Consider the following 22526-nt stretch of genomic DNA (forward strand, 5'->3'; position numbering starts at 1 on the left):
TTCATCCCGCGTTGCCTCCAAGGGTGTCTACGCGGATGGCGGTGCTATAGAACAAAGGTGCTTTTCATGCAAGGTGCTGCACGGCTTCTGTGGGCTTTTGTCTTAACGACTGGCATTAGCCGCGTCAAAAATGTTAAGCGCGTGGCAGACGGATTACAGGTTTACTTGCCGAGTCGTCACAAGATTCGCCGAAGCGCATTTCGATCTGATTAAATCAGATCGGCGCTTTGGCTCTTTTACATCAAGCATAATCTTATCGATCCTCGCTCCGCTCCGGTCGGATTATGCTCTAAACAAAGGAAACGAGATGCAGGTCGGTATCGACATGGGTGCTGTTGCTGGAAGTGGTTCTGCCTCGGCAGCGGCGCTTGGTGGTGGCAAGCAGGCCATGCTTGATCTGGAAGAGCTTCTCGCAACGCGGCTTCTGGTGCAGGGCAATTCGGGATCGGGCAAGTCGCATCTTTTGCGCCGCCTGCTTGAGCAAAGTGCGCAATGGGTGCAGCAGTGCATCATTGATCCCGAAGGTGATTTTGTCACTCTGTCCGATCTTTACGGTCATGTGGTGGTTGATGCTGCGCGTTCGGAAGCCGAACTCACCCGCATAGCAAGCCGTATCCGACAGCACCGTGTTTCGGTGGTGCTTAATCTTGAAGGGCTTGATGTCGAGCAGCAGATGCGTGCTGCCGCAGCCTTTCTGGGTGGCCTGTTCGATGCCGAGCGTGACTACTGGTATCCGATGCTGGTGGTGGTTGATGAGGCGCAGCTTTTTGCGCCCGCAGTTGGTGGCGAAGTATCGGATGAAGCGCGTAAGCTTTCGCTTGGTGCCATGACCAATCTCATGTGCCGTGGCCGCAAACGCGGTCTTGCCGGTGTGATTGCCACGCAGCGCCTTGCAAAACTTGCCAAGAATGTGGCGGCCGAAGCATCGAATTTCCTGATGGGGCGTACGTTTCTCGATATTGACATGGCGCGTGCTTCCGATCTGCTGGGTATGGAACGCAAGCAAGCGGAGATGTTCCGCGATTTGCAACGCGGTCATTTCATTGCGCTTGGACCGGCTTTGTCGCGGCGTCCATTGCCGATTAAAATCGGCAAGGTTGAGACCTCTGCGCGTTCGTCGTCGCCAAAGCTGATGCCTTTGCCGGATGCACCCGAAGATGCCCGTGATCTTATTTTCACGCCGGCGCCTGAAGAAATCAGAACCGTTGTGCGGCGCACGCCACCACCGCCTCCACCACCGTCGACCGCAGAAATTCTGGCACAGGTGGCAAAGCCAAAGCCGGAAGCAGAACCTGTCGAAGCGCCTTTATTCCCCGGTATTGTGGAAGCCGAGCGTGATAGTCTGCTTGATAAAGTCATGCGCGAGATTGTTGACGATCCCGAAGCATCTTTCCGTTCGGTAGCGGTGCTTTATCAGGATTTTCTGGTGCGCTGCCGCATTCACCGGGTTCCGGGTGAACCGCTGGCCTTGCCTGCCTTCCGCCGCCGGCTTGCGGTTGCGCAAGCCAGTATCGAAAGTGACGTGGCGACCAGTGAGACATGGCAAAAGGCGCTGGCTCTTTCAGAAAGCCTGACCGACGATGTGCAGGGGGTTTTTCTGATTGTCGCGCAGGCAGCGGTAACAGGTGCCGTGTGCCCCTCGGATGCGGCGCTGGCACGTGCTTACGGCACGCATTCTCTAAGTCGTGCCCGTCGTTTGCTGACTTATTTTGAAGAGCGTGGCCTGCTGGTCGTGCGCAATGATTTCAAAGGTTTGCGGATCGTCAATTTCCCTGATCTCGAATGCGAGACGGCACCGGGCGATCCAAATGCTCCTGATGATCAGGCGGATGAAACGGTGGCTGCTGAATAGGGCAGTTTTGCCAAGATTATTGTTTAACAGCCTGAAACTCGACATGCCGCTGGTTTATTGTCTGCGGCATGTCTTTGCGATCTTAGGTGATTAATCGAACAGGCTTGAAACCGATTCTTCAGCGGCGGTGCGGGCAATCGCTTCACCGATCAGGCTGGAAATCGACAGAACGCGGATATTTGGCGCATCGTTGATTGCTGTGGTGGGCTGGATCGAGTCAGTGATGACCAGTTCTTTCAGCTTTGACGAAGCGATACGCGCAACAGCGCCGCCGGACAGAACGCCGTGGGTGATATAAGCAGTCACGCTGTTGGCGCCCTTTGCAAGCAGTGCTTCTGCCGCGTTGCACAGTGTGCCGCCGGAATCGACGATGTCGTCGAACAGCAGGCAGTCTTTGCCGCTGACATCACCGATAACATTCATCACTTCCGATTCACCCGGGCGTTCGCGGCGCTTATCAACGATCGCAAGCTGTGCATCAATGCGTTTTGCGAGCGAACGGGCACGAACCACACCGCCCACGTCTGGCGAAACCACCATGCAGTTGCCACTGGCGTAGTTGGCCTTCACGTCACGCGCAATGACCGGGACCGCATAAAGATTATCGGTCGGGATATCGAAGAAACCCTGAATCTGACCTGCATGCAGATCAAGGGTCAGAACGCGGCTTGCACCGGCTTCGGTGATGAGGTTGGCAACAAGCTTTGCCGAGATTGGTGTGCGCGGGCCGGGTTTACGATCCTGACGTGCATAGCCAAAATATGGCAGAACGGCAGTGATGCGGCGTGCTGAGGAGCGACGGAACGCATCGATCATGATCAGCAGTTCCATCAGATTGTCATTTGCCGGATAGGAGGTCGATTGCAGAACGAATACATCTTCGCCGCGCACGTTTTCCTGAATCTCTACGAAGATTTCCTGATCGGCGAAACGGCGCACTGTGGCCTTGCCGAGCGGAATGTCGAGATGTTGAGCAACGGATTCGGCAAGAACCCGGTTGGAGTTGCCTGCGAAAAGTTTCATTCTTTTTGCCTCTGAAGCCGGAGCAGTTTCGTTCTGTCGCAAAAAGTCCGTGAAACGGACGTAATCTCTTATCTGGTTGCAGACCGAAACTGGCCGGGCTGCATATTCACACTCTTAAAAACTTTAAAGCCGCCTACTATCACCCAATGGATCAAGCAGCGCAGCTTTCAAGGTTTTCTCGAATGAGCGGCCTATTGCAAAGAGTCACCGTCATTGCAAGTCCTGTCCGGTCACATTTGCTGTAAAAAGCCTTATCCGAGTGCTTTCCAACAGGGTTATAACCATGATTCAGCAAGATATTTCAGTCCTTTGCCGCGTAAGCTCTTTTTCATGCGCGATTTGCCGCAAGCCAGCTCGAATATTCTTGCATGGTCTTGTCAGCAATGGATTGCATGGCAGAGGCAGGGACAATGCTCCATGAGTCTGCCGCAGCGCCCGGTACTTTTTCCTGTCCCTGAATGCGATGCAGACGGTTGCCGGCATTATCCAGAACATCCCAGACATAAAGAACAGTTGTCTGATTGTCTTCTGACAGAACCGAGAAATAGCCTTTCATGACATAGGTTGCATCAGTGCCATTATTGCCGGCAAGCTCGACACCTTTGGCACGCGCATCATCATTGATGCGGTGCGCGAGAGGCGTTACGATATTGACCGGCGCACCGATGATTGGTGCTATATAAAGCTTGCCCGGTTGCAAAGACGCCGAGCGCGGGGCCGTTTGTGCGGGTGCTGTCGTTGCTGTTGCGGGCTGGACAGGTGTCGTCGTGTCTTGCGCGGGTTGCTGGTTGGAACCCTGTATGTTTAATGCATTTTCAGTGCTGTTACATGCGGCCAGAAGTGCAGCAAGCAACAACATCATCGAAAGATGTGCCTTGTTCATGTTCAGCTTCATGCTCCAGAAAACGCAGACCATTCCTGCGCCGTGAATGCCGTTTATCGCTTATCCCGGCTCACTTGACAATCATATCTGCCGAATGCCGCGTGAGAGGCACGGCTGCACCATTGGTGGTAAGATATGTCCGGCCAAGCGTCATGGCCGTTTGTGTGTCTGAATCCATGATGATCATATGCGCAAACAAGGTCATATCCGGCTGGATGTTTTCCGGATTGCCGGAATAAAACATTTGCGGGTCCATCCATGATGGCGCAAAGCGTGCGCCGACGGAATAGCCGCAGGCATTCAGACGATGGCGCGTAAGACCATGCGCCTCCATGGTGCGTGAATAGGCGTCAAAAACATTGCCGAAAGTTGAGGCGGGCGTCATGGCCGTTTCAACAGCTTCCAGCGCTTCACGGGCCGCTTCATAGAGTTTATGATGTTCAGATGTTGGCTGACCAATGATGATGGTGCGCATCATGGGCGCATGGTAGTGACGAAAAACACCTGACCATTCAAGTGTCAGCTGATCATTGGCTGAAATTGTGCGCCGTCCCGATTTATAACGGCAGAGCAGGGCATCAGGGCCTGAGCCGATAATATATTCATTGGCAGGATAATCACCATCGCCTGCAAAATTGGCGCTCATCATTGCAGCAAGAATATCAGCTTCACTGGCACCTGCACTGGTCAGTCCAAGGGCGGCATCAAGTATGTCATCGCTTAGTTCTGCCGCATGTTTGACAAAAGCGATCTCAGCCGGGCTTTTGAGCAGGCGCAGACGGTCCACCATGCCCGATGCATCATAGAGTTTGGCAAAGCTCTGTAATTGTTCATCCAGTTTGCGGGCATTGGCGCCTGTCAGGCCATGGGCCTGATATTCGATACCGATGCGCATGCCAAGCAGATCAAGTTCTGTGAGAATATTGCGCAGATCGATTGCGGGATTGGCATTATCGCGGTCTGTCCAGACGGCGATATTCTCGATATTGGATGTGTGACGCGCCTGCCTGAGATCGGCAGAGCGTGTCATCAGGACAGTCGATCCGTCGGCCTTGACGACGAGACACTGGAAAAAACAAAAACCAAATGTGTCATAGCCGGTCAGCCAATACATGCTTTCCTGTGCAAACAGCAGCAAAGCATCCAGTTTCTCTTCCTCCATCTTCAGGATCAGACGGTCGCGACGTGCGGCGAATTCTTCCGGCTCGAAGTGAAGGGCCATGCGGTTCTCCCTAGTCGGTTACAATAGCGATGGCAGCGATTTGACGTCCATAATCCGGCTCACCACGATGGGTTGTGCGCCGATAGGAATAAAACTGCTTTTCATCGGCATAGGTGCATTGACGCAGTGCCTCTGCCTTGACGCCTGCGGCAGTCAGCCGGTCGGTGATAAAGGCCCAGAGATCAAAAAGCTTGTGGTCGTCTTTGGCCGATGGCTGGAAATATTTGGCAAAAGATGGGTCTTTGCCTGTAAATTCGGAATAAAATTCTGGTCCGATCTCATAATTTTCAGGGCCGATGGTTGGGCCAAGCACTGCGATGATATTCTCGCGCTTTGCGCCAAGTCTGATCATGGCCTCAATGGTGTTTTCGAGAACACCGGTAAAAGCGCCACGCCAGCCGGCATGGGCGGAGCCGATAATGCCTGCCTGATGATCGGCAAACAGGACCGGACCACAATCTGCCGACAAGGCGCCAATCGCAATGCCCGGAATGTCTGTGACCATCGCATCAGCCTTGGGGCGTGGTGTGCCCAATGGTTTCGTAACATAAATCACATCAGGCGAATGAACCTGATGCACAGTTATCAGGTGATCCGGTGCAACGCCGAGTGTTTCAGCGACGCGACGACGATTTTCTTGCACCAGTTGCGGGACGTCATTTGAGCCGCTGCCGACGTTAAGACCTGAATAAATGCCTTCCGATACGCCGCCCTTGCGTGTGAAAAAGCCATGTACAATATGCTTGCCGTTTTGACCGGCAGGGCCGTCCAGCAATGGGGAGCGAAGCGGTTGTGGCTTATCGGACATGGATTTTCTCTTTTCAAAGGACGGGATGGTGAGGGACGCAGATTGGCTTGTCAATTGAAGCTTTTTGACAGTGGGTTTTGTCAGTTCGTATTGAACGGAAAAATCGGGGTCTTTGAATCGCTGATGGCCAGCACTTTGAAAAGTGTTCCCATTTGATCCGGTGCAGCCAATCGTTCGGCGTCTTCGCGAATTTTGTTCTGGAAAGCCTCATCGCGCCCGGAACCCAAACGTCCTGCGCGATCAATCAGCCCCATGGAAAGCAGAAAATCGCCCTGGGTCATGGTTGCGGTCATGCAACCGCAATTGCGTGCAGTTTTTTCCAGCATGTCGAAATCAACATGGCTGGTCAGATCCGCTTCTCCGGGGTGGGCGAAGACATCGTCATAATTGTGTTTAAGCATGGCTTGCAGGGTATCGCCGAAGCCTGATTGCAGATGACCGTAATCAATTGTCAGTGCTGCACCGTGTGAAGCAATGATGCGCTGCGCAATTTGCTGCATGAGAGCAGTACGCGCCGGGGCCGCTTCAAAAATTGTGCCTTCAGGTGCTGCCTGATGCCCGGCAGGTAACAATGCTTCATCAATGCCAGCTGCACCGCTGACAAAGTGGAATTCGCCGTTTTCATCAAGGGCGATCATTCGTTCGACAAAACGCCCATTGGATTTCACAAATTGCCGGAAAGGGATTGCGTCGAATAGTTCATTGGAAACGAGGATCAGTGGTCCTTCTGGAATGTCTGAAAACTTTTCATACCATTCAATTGAGATTTTCTGATCTGCAAGCGTCTGTTTTTGTTTCTCTATCAGACGCGGACTGGTTTCAACCATTGCAACGCGCATGGAATGCGATATTTGCGGTGCAAGCCTGGTAATTGTGCGCAGCATGTCGCTCATCAATGTGCCACGGCCGGGACCGATCTCGCATAAAATGGCATTGGCCGGGCGTTCGAATCCCTCCCCCACGCCCACACACCAGATGCCGATCAATTCACCAAACATCTGGCTTATTTCGGGAGCGGTGATGAAATCGCCATCGCGCCCAAAAGGCTCGCGCGTCGTGTAATAGCCTGCTTCCCGGTCGCCAAGACATGCAGCCATATAATCGGCAATGCTGATCGGTCCCGTGGTGCGGATCAGTCGCTTCAGCCGGTCTTTCAGTGATGTATCAGGCATGTTTTGCGGCTGCCCGATTGGCACGCAACATGGCCCATAGACCGATAAGCACCATTGGAAGCGACAGAATCATACCCATGGTGAGCCATCCGCCGAACAGATAGCCAAGCTGTGCGTCCGGTTCGCGGAAGAACTCGACGACAATGCGGCTGAGACCGTAGCCTAAAACAAATGTGCCTGCGATAAATCCCGGAGCTTTCAGCTTTTTGCCGACCCATATAAGCATGAACAGAACGAAAAAAAGCACGAAACCTTCGAGGAATGCTTCATAGAGTTGGCTTGGATGGCGTGGAACGCCGCCGCCATTGGGGAAGCGTACTGCCCATGGGACATCGCTGACGCGACCCCAAAGTTCATCATTGATGAAGTTTGCAACGCGCACCACACCGAGGCCAACAGGAACACCGGCAGCGATCGTATCAAACATGCTCCAGACCTTGATTGCGCGTGAGCGTGCAAACCAGATCATTGCAATTGTGGTGCCCAGGATTCCGCCATGAAACGACATGCCGCCATCCCAGACGGCTGGTATCGCTAATGGATTGGAGAAGTAATAGGCAGGGTTGTAGAAGAGCACATAGCCCAGACGTCCGCCGATCACCACACCAAGTGCTGCCCAGATCACAAAGTCATCAAGAGCTTGCGGCTGCATCGGTGGCTGATTGTTGGCCCACAGGCGATGATTGCGCAGGAGCTTTTTGCCATACCACCATGCAAACATGATGCCGATGACATAACCCAGACCATACCAGTGCACGGCAAAGGGGCCGATCGAGAAAATGACCGGATCGATGTTTGGAAAGGCGAGGCCTGTGGCAGACTGCAAAGTCTCCATAATATAATAACTCCGTTTTCTGGCGGACCATGCGCGACGATATCCAAGTGGTCAAGTTATCACGTTTATACAGCTTCACTTGCATCCGAACCGAGACGGCCCTATTTCAAATTGAGGTTTTCAACAAGACCGTATCGAAACAGGGAAAAAAGCCATGACCAGCGGATCAAACCGGGTTCTTGATGAACTCGCCAAGCTTGTGACGGATGCGGCAGGTGCTGCGCAAGGTGTGCGTCGCGAAGTCGAGACTGCTTTGCGCTCGCAGAGTGAGCGCGTGCTCAACACGCTTGATGTTGTGCAGCGTGAAGACTTTGAAGCGGTGCGTGAAATGGCAATAAAGGCGCGTGCTGAAAATGCTGCTTTGCTTGTCAAAATCGAAGCAGTCGAAGCACGTCTTGCTAAATTTGAAGTTGATTCGACTGCGAAAGCGGCAAAAAACTCTGCTCAGGCAGCGAAATCCAAAGATAATTCATAATTTTTTATTAACAGGCCGCAAGTGCCAAAAACCCTTGTCTTAGAGTCGCTTAAGGCAAGGGTTCATGTCTGTCCCTTTCATATTTCCACATGCTTTAATGCCTCTTTTCAAGAAAGGGGCTGGCGTTCAGATTCAGCATCAATAGACTGAAAACACTACATGATTCGTAATAGCGTCATGTAGGCAGCGGCGAGGGGCTGTCGTTTCAGGTTTTGGCGTCTTCAGGCTGCTTTCCAGTATCAGTTGCGTATGTGCGTGGGCCATTGAGTCATTGCATACTGTTTCAGTGTGCCAATTTCTCAACAGATCAATTCGTGTCTTTTTTCTGCACTTGTTCTTATGCGGAAGCGACACGGGCGAGCAATGATTTGCGCGCCAGGAATTTGGAAGTGTTTTTGACAAATACTTCCCAGAACAGGAAACGGACATGAGCCTTCTTGAGCTTGAATTTGCACGCGAAGCGCATCCGGTGGATGTGATTGAGTATGTCGCAAATTCAAACGACTGGACGTTCGAGCGGACTGGCGACGATGAAATTGCAATTTCGGTGGCGGGTAACTGGACCGACTACCATATTTCCTTCTCCTGGATGGAGGATTTTGAAGCGCTGCATCTGGCCTGTGCCTTCGACATCAAGGTTGCTGAGCCTCGCGTCAATGAAGTGATGCGGTTGCTGTCACTGATCAATGAAAAGCTTCTGATGGGCCATTTCGATCTCTGGCAGCAGGAAGGCGCGATCATGTATCGTCAGTCGCTTCTGCTTGCAGGGGGGGCGGAACCAACCAGCCGGCAGGTGGAAGTGCTGCTTTCTGCAGCGCTTGAAGCATGCGAAAATTATTTTCAGGCGTTTCAGTTTGTGGTCTGGTCCGGTGTGAGTGCACGCGAAGCGCTGGAAAGTGTTTTGTTTGAAACCGTCGGACGGGCATAATATCTGATCCCGGTCGATTGAGCCGGGATGAACTTCAGGGGGATGAAATGAGTGGAACTGAAACGATTGCCTGGGCAGATTTCGAGAAAGTCGACATTCGCACGGGAACAATTGTTGAAGCCGTGCCGTTTCCTGAAGCACGAAAGCCAGCCTTCAAGCTGAAGATCGATTTTGGTGATAAAATCGGCATTAAGAAATCCTCTGCGCAGATTACCAGACATTACCAGCCGGAAGATCTGATCGGTCGTCAGATTATGGCTGTGGTCAATTTTCCGCCGCGACAGATCGGCCCTTTTATGTCCGAAGTTCTGACGCTTGGTTTCCCTGATGAAAATGGTGATGTTGTCCTTGCCGCAGTCGATAAAAAAGTTCAGGACGGCGTTAAATTATTCTGATCCTTTAAGCCCGATTTATAATGCACCTAAAATCACTGGGATAAGCAGATGCAGGGAACAATTGTCGTCGCAATTGGCGGAGCGCTGGGGAGTGTCCTGCGCTATTGGTTTTCGCTCTGGCTGGCACCGATCAGCCGCGATCTGCCATGGAGTACAATTGTCGTCAATATTATAGGCTCTTTTGCCATTGCCTTCTTTGGTGCGATGACGATTGCATCCAGCCGCTTTGAATTGCCGGAAATCTGGCGGGTGGCTTTTCTCGTCGGTTTCTGTGGCGGGTTCACCACTTTTTCCTCATTCAGTATGCAGACCGTTGATCTGCTGCGCCTCGGCATGCCGGGACGCGCTTTGCTGAATGTCGGTATTTCGCTGGCTGCATGTTTTGCTGCAACGGCTCTTGGTTATCTTGCAGCGCAGGCATTGAACAAAGTTTAGGGTCAGGACTCATTAATTTGACGGGAATGGTGTGAGGTCATCCGTTCGGATACGAGAAGGAAAGGCGAAGGAAATGTGGTTCATTTTCAATCTTTTCCGACGACGTAGACCGGGCGGATGGACCACATCCTTCGGACATCGAAATGACTTGCGATCTGCTGCGTCGAGCCGCTCAACCGGGGGAACTACCCCGGTCCTCACGTCTCTTCTTGCATATCTTGTCATTTCAGATGCCATTCTCATCAAATTAATGAGTCCTGACCCTAAGCCGGGATTCTGATAATTGCTCTCAAGCCACCTTTGGGCGCATTTTCCAGTTCAATATCCCCGCCATGGCTTCTGGCAATGTCACGAGCAATTGCCAGTCCAAGCCCGCCTGTGCCGCCTGAATCCTGTGTGCGTGCTTCATCAAGGCGCACAAAGGGTTTGAACACATCTTCACGGCGATCCTCTGGAATACCCGGACCATCATCATCGACGACAATTTTCAGCCAGCCATTTTCATGGGTGACGCTAAGTTCTACATTTTGCGCATGGCGGAACGCATTTGAGACAAGGTTGCTGACCAGACGCGAGAAGGCATTGGGCCGCACATTCACTTCGCTGCCACCTTCAATGGAATAATGGAAGCCGCGCTCGCGCAGTCGGGCTTCATTGGCAAGCTTGTCACAGAGCAGGCGCATATCATAGGTGGCTGCTTCTTCAGAACCTTCGCCGCGAGCAAATGCCAGATAGCCCTCAAGCATGGTTTGCATATCTGCAATATCCTGATTGAGCGGCTCGGTATCGATCGCATTGCCGGTCAGCGCCAGTTGCAGCTTGAAGCGGGTCAGAATAGTGCGCAAATCGTGGCTGACGCCGGAAAGCATGGCGGTGCGCTGTTCGATCTGACGCTCGATGCGTGAGCGCATCTGGATAAATGCAATACCTGCGCGGCGCACTTCTTCTGCACCATGGGGGCGAAAATCTTCCGGCATTGGCCGCCCTTTACCAAAGCTTTCCGCAGCCTGTGAAAGTTGCTGGATCGGTTTGATCTGGTTGCGCAGAAAAGCAATAGCGATGATCAGAAGAACCAGCGCGGTGCCGATCATCCATGTCAGGAAGATGCCGGTATTGGACGCATAGGCCTGGCTGCGGCGTGCAAAGACGCGCAGCACCTTATCGTCAAGTTTGATGCGGATTTCGATAAGATCAGAATCACCAACCGTATCCACCCAGAAGGGGCGATTAATCTGGCGGGTAATCTCTTCGCTTAAGAAATAATCGAGAATGGCGAAGAACGGTTTTGGCCCCGGTGGCGGCAACGGGTCGGGCGGCAGGATCGAAATATTCAATCCCAGACGCTGTTGCGCAATGCGGATCAGATTGTCATAACCGGGTTCCTGCGGATAGGTTTCCAGCGTGTCGATGATTGCGGAAATATCGCGAACAACGGCTGTAGAAAGCCGCTCTGTCACCATTTGCCAGTGCCGCTCCATGAACACATAGGCAATGACCGACTGGAGCAGCACCATTGGCGCGATGATGATGATGAGCGAGCGTGCATAAAGCCCTTTGGGCATGCGACGCGCCAACCAGCGCAGGAGGGTTTTCCAGAGGGACGTCATCGTCTCAGAATACTCCAGACGGTTTTGCTGTTAGCATATATTCGGTCACGCTCTGAAATTTGTGACGCTCCGCTGTTTGGTTCTGTTTTATTCGATGCTCAGCTTGTAGCCAATACCGCGAACCGTTTGCAGCCAGACCGGGTTGGCCGGGTCCTGCTCGATTTTGCGACGCAGGCGATTGATCTGCACATCGATTGTGCGCTCTCCAACATCGCCATCTTGTCCGGTCAGTTCATGGCGTGGAATTGTATCACCAGCCCGCTCGGCAAAAATAGCCATAATGTCCTGCTCGCGGTCTGTCAGCTTGATTGTCTCGCTGCCTTTTTTCAGCTCGCGCCGCGGAATGAAGAATGTATATGGACCAAAAACGATTTGCTCGATCTTGGGTTGCGCGGGGGCTGCACCGCGGCGCAAAATATTATTGATACGCAAAATCAGTTCACGCGGGTCAAAAGGCTTTGGCAGATAATCATCTGCACCCGCAGATAGTCCATCAATGCGGCTGTCGGTTTCCGACAGGGCGGTCAGCATCAGGATTGGCACGCTTTTCTGCTCACGCAGAGAACGGGTCAGTGAGACACCGGTTTCGCCCGGCATCATCACATCAAGGATCAATAGATCGAAATCGATGCCTTCAAGCTTGCGGCGTGCTTCTGCAGCACTTGCCGCCATGGTGACACGGAAACCACTTGTCGTCAGATATTGCGACAGAAGACTGCGAATTCTTGTGTCATCATCGACAACAAGAAGATGAGGTGCGTCATCCGAAAGGTTCTTTTCTTCTACAGACTTTTTTTCTTCGACAGTCATGGCGCCGCTCGATCCCATCCTGTTCATATTGCCGCTTTCTGTATCTTAGTCACTGTAAGACGGCACGTCTATGTGCGCTGGTATTGTTGTTTGTTAGGCCCCAACCTTGTCAAGCTTAGGGTCCGGTACATCACAGGCCGTTTCGGTGGCTGCAAAGTCATCAATCTGGGTGCGGCGTTCAGGATTGACCATATTGTATAAAAACCGTTCAATAATTTGCCGTTCTGCCGTTCCCGATTCTTCCAATGCCCGTGCGATGCGGCGCGACTGTGGCAAAGCGAGCGCAAGCGTCAATTCCCGTCCAGCTTTTGTCGGGTAAATTTTACGATGGCGGCGGTCATCTACGCCGGTGGTTTGAATAACATGACCGGTATCGATGAGTTGCTTGAGAACGCGCGACAGGCTTTGCTTGGTAATGCGCAGAACTTCCAGAAGTTCTGCAACCGTCATGCCGGGTTTGCGATTGATGAAATAGAGAACACGGTGATGCGCCCGGCCAAATCCGATCTTTTCAAGGATCAGGTCTGGATCCGCGGTGAAATCGCGATAGGAGAAGAATAGAAGTTCAATGACGTTAAGATCGTCAGCCTCCCGGGATGTCAGAGGGGTGCTGATATAGTTCACGTCGTTGGTCGAATTCACATCGAGGCTCCATCCTGTTGCGATAAATATGTCAGCATTGTTGACATATTTCAATCACCAAGATAATTTTTGGTAAGTGCAGACTGGTTTTTTGGGAATAAAGTTTGTGCTGTAGCATGTTGGAGGAGAGATAATTACGCAGTTTGCTGTGACATACTGTCCAATAAGGACGGTGCCGCATAATAGCGAGCGTTATTTTCCGCAATTGACGGAAATATCTATGTTTTACATGCCTTATATGGCCGGTTGACGCATATTTGCTTGTGCGAAAATCAGTGTATCTGGTTGTAAAATGCCTCTGTAGTTGACGAAAAATACGTCTTACTTGCTGGTTAATCGATTTAACTTGTAGAAAAAGACTAGAAAAGGTCCGATTGGACCAAACGGGCTGGCAGGAAATGAAGCCCAATTTTGAGGAAGCTAAATGGCTGGGATTCCATTCGATCAACGTGACGGGTTTATCTGGCAGGATGGCGAGTTCGTCGCCTGGAAGGATGCGAAGGTTCATGTGCTGACCCATGGTTTGCATTATGCAAGTGCGGTTTTGAAGGTGAGCGTGCTTATGGCGGCGAAATTTTCAAATTGACGGAACATAGTGAGCGTTTGCATGAATCCGCTCGTATTCTTGGTTTTGAGATTCCCTACAGCGTTGAAGAAATCGACAATGCCTGTCGTGAATTGTTAAAAAAGCAGGGTTTTGAGGATGCTTATGTGCGTCCGATTGCCTGGCGCGGCTCGGAATCCCTTGGTGTTTCGGCACAGAATAACCGTATCCATCTGGCAATCGCAATCTGGCAATGGCCGAGCTATTTTTCGCCGGAAGAAAAAATGAGGGGTATTCGCCTCGATATTGCAGATTATTGCCGCCCTGATCCGCGCACAGCACCTTCGCGATCCAAGGCTGCTGGTCTTTATATGATCTGCACGATTTCCAAACATGCAGCCGAGGCCAAGGGCTATGCTGATGCCTTGATGCTCGACTGGCGCGGACAGGTGGCAGAAGCGACCGGGGCCAATGTTTTCTTTGTGAAAGACGGTGTTTTGCACACGCCAAAGCCTGATTGTTTTCTGGATGGTATTACCCGTCGCACGGTTATTGAACTTGCAAGGGGCCGTGGTCTGGAAGTTGTTGAACGGGTTATCATGCCCGAAGAGCTGGCGGGTTTCAGCGAATGTTTTCTATGCGGAACTGCCGCTGAAGTGACACCGGTTTCAGAGATTGGGAAATATTATTTTACTCCCGGTGAAATTACGCGCTTGCTTATGCAAGACTATATGAATGAAGTTCATCCTGCGTGAATATCAGCTGAATGATGTTGTTTTGAACAGAAAAAATCGGCTTTTTGGCCGATTTTTTTATAAATTGGTACTTATTGTTTGACATTGTCTGTTTTCAGTTCAAGGCTTTTGTAGTCGGAATTCCGTTATTTCGATTTTAACTCAGATCAGGGTGACAATTATGGAATCTCTACTACCTATCATTCTTCAGCTTGTTTCGGGTGCAGTTGGTGGCAACATTGCTGGTGCCGTCAAAAACCTGAGCCTCGGTACTGCTGGTAATACGGTTGCCGGTGGTATTGGTGGTGTCATTCTTGGCCAGCTTCTGCCGATACTGTCTGGTGGCGGGCTGGACTCTGTTCTTAATGGCGTCATCGGCCAGGTGGCAGGTGGCGGTGTTGGCGGTCTCGTTCTTACGGCAATCGTCGGCCTGATTAAAAACTCGCTTGCAAACAAAGCTTAGGCAAATGGTACGGTTGCTGGAATTGCAACCTGTTGAGGTTTTGCGAGAGGGGAAACGGGCGGCCAGTGCCGCCCGTTTATTATGCAGGGGCTTTGCAAGCTTGCTGCATCGCATTATCCGATGGATTGGTCATTTCAATCATACTGTCTGAATGGAGTTTTCTATGGGACAATTGCAGGCAATCATCGTTCCGGTGACACCGTTTCAGCAGAATTGCACAATCCTGTTTGATGGTGAGGCCAAAAAGGGTGTGGTGATTGATCCGGGTGGCGATATTGATCGTATCAGGGAAGCCATCGCATCGCAGGGTGTCGAGGTGGAAGCAATCTGGATCACCCACGGGCATATTGATCATGCGGGTGCGGCGGCAGATTTAAAGGATGCTCTGGATGTTGAGATTATTGGTCCGCATAAGGCTGATCAGTTTCTGCTTGATAATCTGGTTGCAACCGGCCTGAAATATGGGCTGAGCGAAGGCGTGCGCAATGTCACGCCGGATCGTTGGCTGGAAGAGGGCGATAGCGTTACTGTTGCTGGCCACAGGTTCGAGGTTTTTCATTGTCCGGGCCATGCGCCGGGACATGTGGTGTTTTATAGTCCTGAAGCCCGTTTTGCGATTGTTGGCGATGTCCTGTTTCATGGCTCGATTGGCCGGACCGATCTGCCGGGCGGCGATCATGATGCGCTCATCCGTTCAATCAAGGAAAAGCTTCTGCCACTGGGAGACGATATCGGTTTCCTGTGTGGCCATGGTACAGGCAGCCGTTTTGGAGAGGAGCGCCGCAATAATCCTTTCCTGAACGATCTTGGATATGTGTGATTTGATTGATTTGCTATGAAAAAAGCCGCTTGTTGAGGCGGCTTTTTTATGTGTGATATAGGTTAGTTCGCCGAGCAAAAATGATCCCGGCCATCATAGCCCCGATAGGTCCCGGTGCTGGGATTGAATGAGCGATAACGGTTGGAACAATATTGATACCAGCCACGGCTCCATGGTTCATAACCAACGCGATATGCGGCGCTGCGGGCAGGCGGAGCCGGATAATATACAGGTGGCGGTGGCGGCGCATAGACTGGTGCCGGCTGGACATAGGTTGGCTGTTGCTGGCTCAGGGCGCTGCCGATGAGCGCACCTGCTGCAAGGCCAATAACGCCCGCAGCGAGAGCATCTCCACCACGATTACGGTGGTGACGATAATAGGGGCGATTCCATCCGCCCCGATTCCAGCCACCCCGGTTCCAGCCACCATTGTCCCAACCTCTGCGTTCCCAGCCGCCACGGTTCCACGAGTCAGCTTGAGCCGCTGCGAGCGGTGCCGAGATTGCTGCTATTGAGGCCACTGCCAGAATAGCTGTTTTGAGTAGTTTATTCATTATCTGCTCCTTTAGAAGCACAACTGCAATTTCTTAAATCAGCAGGGCCGGATTGGCACACTGCTTCAATCATGAATAACAAGTTAACAGTTTGGACATGAATGGAGGCTGAACAATGGTGGCGGGTGTGAAAAGTCCGGTAATCCGGTCAATTACAATCAGCGCCGGCAATATTTTGCGCTTTGTTCAGGCCTAAATGACAGTTTGGAAAAATTTTATGCTCATGAAAAGTTTCAAGAACATTATAAGTCAGAAAACAAAACCCCCGGCTTGGGCCGGGGATCAAATTCTTTACCGGTAAGATATTGATTTTACTCAGTGACCGAGATGTTTACGGCCTTTGGACCTTTGCCGCGGCGATCAGGTTCTGTTTCATAAGAAACTTTCTGATTGTCGGCGAGGCCTGCCAAACCAGAAGCCTGTACAGCAGAAATATGTACAAAGATGTCTGCACCGCCATCATCAGGTTTGATGAATCCGAAACCTTTTTCGGAGTTGAAGAATTTGACCTGTCCGGTCTGTGCCATGGGATCCGTTCCTTTTCCTTGGCGCCACTGCTTAATGAAAGACAGTGGAATTATAACTTCTGCCGAACGCACCACACACCCGGCAGAGGGTCATGCAGGCAGTTATCGACATAGGAAAGGAACCGATCATTGCCGGAGACTATGCTCCAACCCGGAACTTCTAGCGGTTCCGGCACGCCGTTCTTCCAGTCTTCCGTTGTACTCAAATTGCCCGGACAAGTGAAGACTGATCTAAGATGCGTTGTTTGGCAAGCAAATTTTTCATCCAATACGAGATTGGTCATCTTTGTACCGGTATCGTTGTAATTTTTTACAAAAATTACCTGAATAAAGCTAATTTAATATCAAAACAAAACAAACTAATGAAAATATATCTCATAATACTATGGTATAGTATGCAGATATGCTTATTTATTTCGTAAAACTATGCATGCTCCACCAGCGGAACGTAATTTATTGCAGATATTATCCGCTTCATTGCGCGTGTTGGCGCCGATGCGGACCGCATAGATGCCGCGTCGTGCGATTGGTGTGCGCATGCGGCTGATAACTGGATTATGCCGGGCAAGCACGGAAGGAAATTGCTTGCGCAGCCTGTTCCATTGGTTGACAGCGACACTGCGCCGGAAATTGCCGGCGACCTGTATTCCCCATGGTTTAGGTTTGACCCGTGACATGGGAATTGTTGCGGTGCGGATAATGGGCAGCTGCTGACACGCTTCTGCAAAGCTCAGCTTGGCATCAAGCGGGCGATTGATAATTTCGTTACCTGAAGCAAAATTGTCCGCTGGTGCGCCGGTTAGATCCAGCACATAATCTTCTGTTTCCAATGGCAGAAATCCACCTGAGCGCATCCAGTTGGAAACACGGCCCGGGCCGGCATTATAGGCCGCTGCCGCCAGCCCCCAGTTTCCAAAAGCGTCTTTGAGTTCATGCAAAAAATCCGCTGAGGCAGGGATTGCCTGTTCGATGTCAAATGGATCAGCCAGCCCACGCTCTTTGGCGGTATAGGGCATGAATTGTGCAATGCCCTGTGCACCGACAGGACTGACGGCACGGTGATCAAACCGGCTTTCTTTCCAGATCAGCCGGGCAAAGAAGTCCTTCGGAATAGATTTTGCTTCGGCGCTGGTCTCGATCAATTCGCAGATACGCGCCACTGTAGGCTCTGCTTTTTCAGGAGGCATCGCCGGGCCATGGATTTTGGCTTCATTCGCAGCAAATGCTGCCCCCATGTTTTCTGAGCAGTCAAAGAGCTGGAAAATGCCAATCGTCACCATAGCCAGACGCAAATGCTTCATGCAGCTTTTCCCGCCATTTTTCCCCCGATAGTGGGATAAGAGAGTAAAGCAAGTTTCTGACTTGTCGATACGGGTTTTGAACATGGATATAGGTTATACGTTGATATGTTCTTGTTTTGACGTAATGCTGCGCCATTTTAGCAATTAGGCTCTGCCATAAGACGTATGAAGCGGACTTGAGAATGCGGGAAAAAGAGAGAGACAGGACATTCTCAGGGTTTGATCCGAACTGGAAATATTTTGGACAGGAGAGGAAAAAAGCCATGTTTTTAAACAGGGTGAGATGCATGGGTCTGATAGCGGGGGCCTTGTTTCTGACAGGTTGTGTTGCCGAAGGCGGGCCGGATTATCGGCCTCCGGTACGACCTGGTTCATCACAGCCGCAAATGTGTCCAATGATCTATGCACCGGTTTGTGGTGAGCGCGGGTCATCGCGCAAGACATTTGGCAATGCCTGCCAAGCCCGTGCTGATGGCTACCGGATCGTTGGAAACGGGCAGTGTCGTTCAAGACCGATTACGGGTCCGGGTTCAGGCTGGGGTGGCGAACGTCCAGGCCGACCACCGCATCAGGGGCACAGGCCCGGACGTCCAGGCCCGGGAGCTGCGGCGTGCACCCGCGAATATATGCCGGTCTGTGCACGCAGAGGGAATGCTAAACAAACATTTCCGAACCGTTGTGAAGCCGAACGCGCAGGCTACCGTATCACGAATAACGGTCAGTGCCGGTAAGCACGAGAGCGTGTCCCGAAAAGTGTGAAACGGTTTTCGCAAAAAATGCGCGTTAAAACAAATATGCAGAGCGCCGATCTGATCCAATCAGATCGGCGCTCTGAACGCTTCTGAATTATCGCCCCGGTCGGCCAGTCTTGCCGGGGCGACGCTTCTTGCGGGCGGTTTCAGCCGGATCTTCATAGGAGCCAATGCCAGAACGTTCGCGCCGAAGGAGAGCATCGTCAGCACCGGCCGGTTTTTCTGTCCGTTTGACGGTCATTTCATCCAGCGTGTTCTTGCGAAACAGTGGTTTGGCCATATCTGTGCCCGGACCCATATTGTCGAGCGAAGGCTTGGCAAAGAGCGACTTTTTCGGTGCATCATCGACTGTGCGGTGTGCTTTGCGTCCCGCATTATGGCGGCCTTTTGTACGACCTGTTACAGGGCTTTCAAGCTCTACCTCACGCGCCATCGGATCATCGGCAATCGCCAGTTCCATTTCACGCAGTCGCTTGACTTCATCACGCAGTCGCGCAGCCTTCTCAAAGTCGAGATCGGCGGCAGCCTCGCGCATCTGCTTTTCCAGATGTTCGAGATGGGCGGCAAGATTATTGCCCATCATCGACCCTTCTTCAGCAAAACCGGAAATATCAGCGCGGACGTGATCCTGCTCGTAAACAGAATTGAGAATATCGGAAATATTCTTCTTCACTGATGCAGGCGTAATGCCATGTTCGCGGTTATAGGCTTCCTGTTTTTCACGGCGACGGCTGGTTTCATCCATTGCGCGTTGCATCGAGCCCGTAATATTATCGGCATAAAGAATGACTTTGCCGTCAACGTTACGTGCCGCACGGCCAATTGTCTGCACGAGCGAGGTTTCCGAACGCAGGAAACCTTCCTTGTCGGCATCGAGAATGGCGACGAAACCGCATTCTGGAATGTCCAGCCCCTCGCGCAGCAGGTTGATCCCCACCAGCACGTCGAACGCGCCAAGTCGCAAGTCGCGGATGATTTCGATGCGTTCGAGCGTGTCGATGTCCGAATGCATGTAACGCACGCGAATACCCTGTTCGTGCAGATATTCTGTCAGGTCCTCTGCCATGCGCTTGGTCAGCACCGTGCAAAGCGTGCGATAGCCCTTGCGTGAAGTCTCGCGGATTTCGCCCAGCACATCATCAACCTGATTTTTGGCAGGACGCACTTCAACCGGCGGATCGATCAGGCCCGTCGGACGGATGACCTGCTCGGCAAATACGCCGCCAGCCTCTTCCATTTCCCATTTGCCGGGCGTTGCTGAAACAGCAATGGTCTGGGGGCGCATGGCGTCCCATTCCTCAAAGCGCAATGGGCGGTTATCCATGCAGGAGGGCAGGCGGAAGCCATATTCGGCAAGGGTCGCTTTGCGCCGAAAGTCGCCGCGATACATGCCGCCAATCTGCGGTACCGTGACGTGGCTTTCGTCGAGAAATACCAGTGCATTGTCCGGGATATATTCAAACAGGGTTGGTGGTGGTTCACCGGGTTGCCGTCCGGTCAGATAGCGCGAATAGTTTTCGATGCCGTTGCAAACACCGGTTGCTTCTAACATTTCAAGGTCGAAATTGGTGCGTTGTTCAAGCCGTTGTGCTTCCAGCAGTCGGCCTGCGCGGGTCAGTTCTGCAAGACGGTGTTGTAATTCTTCCTGAATCGACTTGATTGCCTGATTAAGCGTCGGACGCGGTGTCACATAGTGCGAATTCGCGTAAATCTTGACCGATTGCAGGTCGCCGGTTTTCTGGGCGGTCAAAGGATCAAATTCGGCGATGGATTCAATCTCGTCGCCAAACAGCGATATGCGCCATGCGCGATCTTCCAAGTGGGCCGGGAAGATTTCAATTGTATCGCCACGCACACGAAACGAGCCGCGCACGAAGTTGATATCCTGCCGCTTATATTGTTGTGCCACAAGGTCAGCGAGAAGCTGGCGCTGGTCAAGCCGGTCGCCGATCTTCATCTCGAATGTCATGGCGGTATAGGTTTCGACCGAACCAATACCGTAAATGCATGAAACAGAGGCCACGATGATAACGTCATCGCGTTCGATCAGCGCACGCGTTGCCGCGTGGCGCATCCGGTCGATCTGCTCGTTTACCGTTGATTCTTTTTCAATATATGTGTCTGAGCGTGCGACATAGGCTTCCGGCTGATAGTAATCATAATAGGAAACGAAATATTCAACGGCATTGTTCGGAAAGAAGTTTTTGAACTCTCCGTAAAGCTGTGCAGCCAATGTCTTGTTTGGCGCCAGAATAAGTGCGGGACGCTGCGTTTCCTGAATGACCTTGGCCATGGTGAAGGTCTTGCCGGAGCCGGTGACGCCGAGCAGAACCTGCGTGCGCTCCTGATCTGCAAGGCCACTGACCAGATCGCGAATGGCAGTTGGCTGATCACCGGACGGCTCGAAACTCGATTCCATCTGGATTGCAATGCCGCCTTCCGATTTTGGTGGCCGGGCAGGGCGATGCGGTGTCCATAATTCGCCATTCTTGAATAATGGATTGCCGGATTCAATCAGATCTGACAGCGCCTTGACGGTCGCTGTGGCGCCCGTCGGGTTCAGTTCTGTAGCTTCTTCAAGACTGATGTCCAGACCGGAAACCGGATTAAGTCCGGCGGCTGCACGTTCTTTGGCCGAAGCTGCACCACCAATGGAAGTGCCACGGGCACTGCGTGAGGAATCCGCGTTGCTTTTCGCTGCTTTTTTGGGTGCTTTTGCTGTTTTGGCTTTTGGCTGAGGCTTGTCGGCCTCTTCGCCAATGTCTTTGGCCCAATCAGAGATCGAGCTTGAAAATGGTGTGCCTGACAAATCGCGCTGTGGCATTTCGCCAAAGCCGCGCGTTTCGTCATGCGAATCCTGAGTATATTTGTCTTTTGAGGAAGCCATGCTGCTAATATGTAATTTCACAACAGAAATGAAAAGAGCGCACCGGATTTAATCCGGGCGCTCCTTGTATATTTTCCATGACTCCTGACATCAGGGTGTCAGGAGCTGGCTTTACCGGGGGCGCCAGCGATTGCCCGGGCCGAAGAAATTCGGATGATAGCCAGGGTGATCGCGCCAGCCGGGCCGGTCTCCCCAATGCGGACGCGGTGGTCCCCAGTGGCCTGGGCCTCGCCAGTTCGGACCCGGACGAAATGGACCCGGACCCCAGCCTGGACGACCCCAGCCCGGACGTCCCCAACCTGGGCGGCCCCAACCTCCACGGTAGGGACGCGGTCCCCAGCCCGGACCATCATTCCATCCATTATTGTTGATAGCAGAGCCGATTGCCAGTCCGGCAATCAGCGGTATGCCAATGGCAGCAGCAGTCGATCCAAAATTATCATTCGTGGTGTAGCCGCCACGACCTGTCTGGACCGCAATGTAACGGGAGGATGCCCAGCCATCGAGGCCGGAATAATTGACGCGGCACCAGCCATAACCGTTTGTGCAGCCTGCGACCCCAATCACAACACCGTTTGGAATACGGCCTATGGACGGATATTGAGTGCCCGGACCTGTACGAAGATTTATATTGGCAGTTGCGAGGCCGCTGGAGGCTTCTGCACCTGTTGCAAAAAGAAATGCTAATGCAGCAATAGATGATTTTAAAATAAGTCTCATTATTTGCTCCACGTTAAAATTAAAACTGTTGTATATATGAATGATAATACACATATTTACTTGAAAATCTTTGTATTGTTATTGTTATGCTTAATAGTTAAAAATTTACTCTTTTAATTGTAATGGTCCTCAATTTG

At 51.9% G+C, this 22526-nt stretch carries 21 protein-coding genes and 3 pseudogenes; 9 read left to right on the forward strand and 15 right to left on the reverse strand.

What is annotated here, in order from left to right:
- Window positions 1-307: 307 nt before the first annotated feature.
- Window positions 308-1852: a helicase HerA domain-containing protein gene (locus FHY56_RS03340; RefSeq protein WP_140903759.1), complete on the forward strand. Its 1545-nt coding sequence runs from the start codon at window positions 308-310 to the stop codon at window positions 1850-1852.
- Window positions 1853-1942: 90 nt separating this feature from the next.
- On the opposite strand, the gene FHY56_RS03345 is transcribed toward FHY56_RS03340, so the two are convergent.
- From FHY56_RS03345 to lgt, 6 genes are all read right to left on the reverse strand, one after another.
- Window positions 1943-2875, reverse strand: a complete 933-nt coding sequence (locus FHY56_RS03345; RefSeq protein ID WP_140903760.1) for a ribose-phosphate pyrophosphokinase — start codon at window positions 2873-2875, stop codon at window positions 1943-1945.
- A gap of 328 nt (window positions 2876-3203) precedes the next feature.
- Window positions 3204-3770, reverse strand: coding sequence for a hypothetical protein (locus FHY56_RS03350; protein WP_140903995.1), 567 nt, complete (start codon window positions 3768-3770; stop codon window positions 3204-3206).
- 58 nt (window positions 3771-3828) lie between these two features.
- Window positions 3829-4980 carry a M24 family metallopeptidase gene (locus FHY56_RS03355; RefSeq protein ID WP_140903761.1) on the reverse strand — a complete coding sequence of 384 codons (1152 nt, stop codon included), beginning with the start codon at window positions 4978-4980 and terminating at the stop codon, window positions 3829-3831.
- A 10-nt stretch (window positions 4981-4990) separates the two neighbouring features.
- Window positions 4991-5788, reverse strand: a complete 798-nt coding sequence (pgeF, locus tag FHY56_RS03360) for a peptidoglycan editing factor PgeF (protein WP_140903762.1) — start codon at window positions 5786-5788, stop codon at window positions 4991-4993.
- Window positions 5789-5868: 80 nt separating this feature from the next.
- Entirely contained in the window at window positions 5869-6960 is a 1092-nt protein-coding gene (locus tag FHY56_RS03365; RefSeq protein ID WP_140903763.1) for a class I SAM-dependent methyltransferase, read from the reverse strand.
- Complete coding sequence (gene lgt / locus FHY56_RS03370; RefSeq protein WP_140903764.1) at window positions 6953-7798, reverse strand: prolipoprotein diacylglyceryl transferase; 846 nt, start codon at window positions 7796-7798, stop codon at window positions 6953-6955. Before lgt ends, FHY56_RS03365 begins: the two co-directional genes overlap by 8 nt.
- A gap of 151 nt (window positions 7799-7949) precedes the next feature.
- Between lgt and FHY56_RS03375 the strand changes: the two genes are divergently transcribed.
- The 4 genes from FHY56_RS03375 (at window position 7950) to crcB (ending at window position 10028) form a co-directional block, all read left to right on the forward strand.
- Window positions 7950-8270, forward strand: coding sequence for an accessory factor UbiK family protein (locus tag FHY56_RS03375; protein WP_140903765.1), 321 nt, complete (start codon window positions 7950-7952; stop codon window positions 8268-8270).
- A gap of 427 nt (window positions 8271-8697) precedes the next feature.
- The gene (locus tag FHY56_RS03380; RefSeq protein ID WP_140903766.1) at window positions 8698-9198 is read left to right on the forward strand and encodes a type III secretion system chaperone family protein; all 501 of its coding nucleotides are present in this window, start codon (window positions 8698-8700) and stop codon (window positions 9196-9198) included.
- Window positions 9199-9245: 47 nt separating this feature from the next.
- On the forward strand, window positions 9246-9593 hold the full coding sequence (locus FHY56_RS03385; protein ID WP_140903767.1) for a tRNA-binding protein: 348 nt from the start codon (window positions 9246-9248) through the stop codon (window positions 9591-9593).
- Window positions 9594-9641: 48 nt separating this feature from the next.
- Window positions 9642-10028 (forward strand): fluoride efflux transporter CrcB, encoded by a 387-nt coding sequence (crcB, locus tag FHY56_RS03390; protein WP_140903768.1) that lies wholly within the window; start codon window positions 9642-9644, stop codon window positions 10026-10028.
- A 263-nt stretch (window positions 10029-10291) separates the two neighbouring features.
- Here crcB and FHY56_RS03395 read toward each other — a convergent pair whose 3' ends face one another.
- The 3 genes from FHY56_RS03395 to FHY56_RS03405 all read right to left on the reverse strand — a co-directional run bounded on the left by FHY56_RS03395 (window position 10292) and on the right by FHY56_RS03405 (window position 13087).
- Window positions 10292-11635, reverse strand: coding sequence for an ATP-binding protein (locus FHY56_RS03395; RefSeq protein ID WP_140903769.1), 1344 nt, complete (start codon window positions 11633-11635; stop codon window positions 10292-10294).
- An 87-nt stretch (window positions 11636-11722) separates the two neighbouring features.
- Window positions 11723-12463, reverse strand: a complete 741-nt coding sequence (locus FHY56_RS03400; protein WP_193556762.1) for a response regulator — start codon at window positions 12461-12463, stop codon at window positions 11723-11725.
- 75 nt (window positions 12464-12538) lie between these two features.
- Window positions 12539-13087 (reverse strand): MarR family winged helix-turn-helix transcriptional regulator, encoded by a 549-nt coding sequence (locus FHY56_RS03405; RefSeq protein ID WP_140903771.1) that lies wholly within the window; start codon window positions 13085-13087, stop codon window positions 12539-12541.
- A 424-nt stretch (window positions 13088-13511) separates the two neighbouring features.
- Between FHY56_RS03405 and FHY56_RS03410 the strand changes: the two are divergent.
- The 3 genes and pseudogenes from FHY56_RS03410 (at window position 13512) to FHY56_RS03420 (ending at window position 15648) form a co-directional block, all read left to right on the forward strand.
- Window positions 13512-14386 (forward strand): annotated as a pseudogene (locus tag FHY56_RS03410) (branched-chain amino acid aminotransferase).
- A gap of 160 nt (window positions 14387-14546) precedes the next feature.
- Window positions 14547-14828, forward strand: coding sequence for a hypothetical protein (locus FHY56_RS03415; protein ID WP_140903772.1), 282 nt, complete (start codon window positions 14547-14549; stop codon window positions 14826-14828).
- 163 nt (window positions 14829-14991) lie between these two features.
- Window positions 14992-15648, forward strand: coding sequence for an MBL fold metallo-hydrolase (locus tag FHY56_RS03420; protein ID WP_140903773.1), 657 nt, complete (start codon window positions 14992-14994; stop codon window positions 15646-15648).
- 62 nt (window positions 15649-15710) lie between these two features.
- Here the strand turns inward: FHY56_RS03420 and FHY56_RS18335 are convergent.
- The 4 genes and pseudogenes from FHY56_RS18335 to FHY56_RS03435 form a co-directional block, all read right to left on the reverse strand.
- Window positions 15711-16001: pseudogene (locus FHY56_RS18335) on the reverse strand (BA14K family protein); the annotation flags it as partial.
- Between the two features lie 92 nt (window positions 16002-16093).
- Window positions 16094-16202: pseudogene (locus FHY56_RS18340) on the reverse strand (BA14K family protein); the annotation flags it as partial.
- A 311-nt stretch (window positions 16203-16513) separates the two neighbouring features.
- Complete coding sequence (locus FHY56_RS03430) at window positions 16514-16729, reverse strand: cold-shock protein (RefSeq protein WP_140903996.1); 216 nt, start codon at window positions 16727-16729, stop codon at window positions 16514-16516.
- A 407-nt stretch (window positions 16730-17136) separates the two neighbouring features.
- On the reverse strand, window positions 17137-17964 hold the full coding sequence (locus FHY56_RS03435) for a transglycosylase SLT domain-containing protein (RefSeq protein WP_376890259.1): 828 nt from the start codon (window positions 17962-17964) through the stop codon (window positions 17137-17139).
- Between the two features lie 353 nt (window positions 17965-18317).
- On the opposite strand from FHY56_RS03435, the gene FHY56_RS03440 reads away from it, so the two are divergent.
- Window positions 18318-18761, forward strand: coding sequence for a Kazal-type serine protease inhibitor domain-containing protein (locus FHY56_RS03440; protein ID WP_235889411.1), 444 nt, complete (start codon window positions 18318-18320; stop codon window positions 18759-18761).
- A gap of 115 nt (window positions 18762-18876) precedes the next feature.
- Here the strand turns inward: FHY56_RS03440 and uvrB are convergent, their stop codons facing one another.
- Together uvrB and FHY56_RS03450 are read right to left on the reverse strand one after the other, a co-directional pair.
- Window positions 18877-21669 carry an excinuclease ABC subunit UvrB gene (uvrB, locus tag FHY56_RS03445; protein WP_140903776.1) on the reverse strand — a complete coding sequence of 931 codons (2793 nt, stop codon included), beginning with the start codon at window positions 21667-21669 and terminating at the stop codon, window positions 18877-18879.
- A 111-nt stretch (window positions 21670-21780) separates the two neighbouring features.
- Entirely contained in the window at window positions 21781-22389 is a 609-nt protein-coding gene (locus FHY56_RS03450; RefSeq protein ID WP_140903777.1) for an SH3 domain-containing protein, read from the reverse strand.
- Window positions 22390-22526 lie beyond the last annotated feature (137 nt).

The sequence above is a fragment of the Brucella gallinifaecis genome, from assembly GCF_006476605.1.
GTDB classification, from domain to species: Bacteria; Pseudomonadota; Alphaproteobacteria; order Rhizobiales; family Rhizobiaceae; genus Brucella; species Brucella gallinifaecis.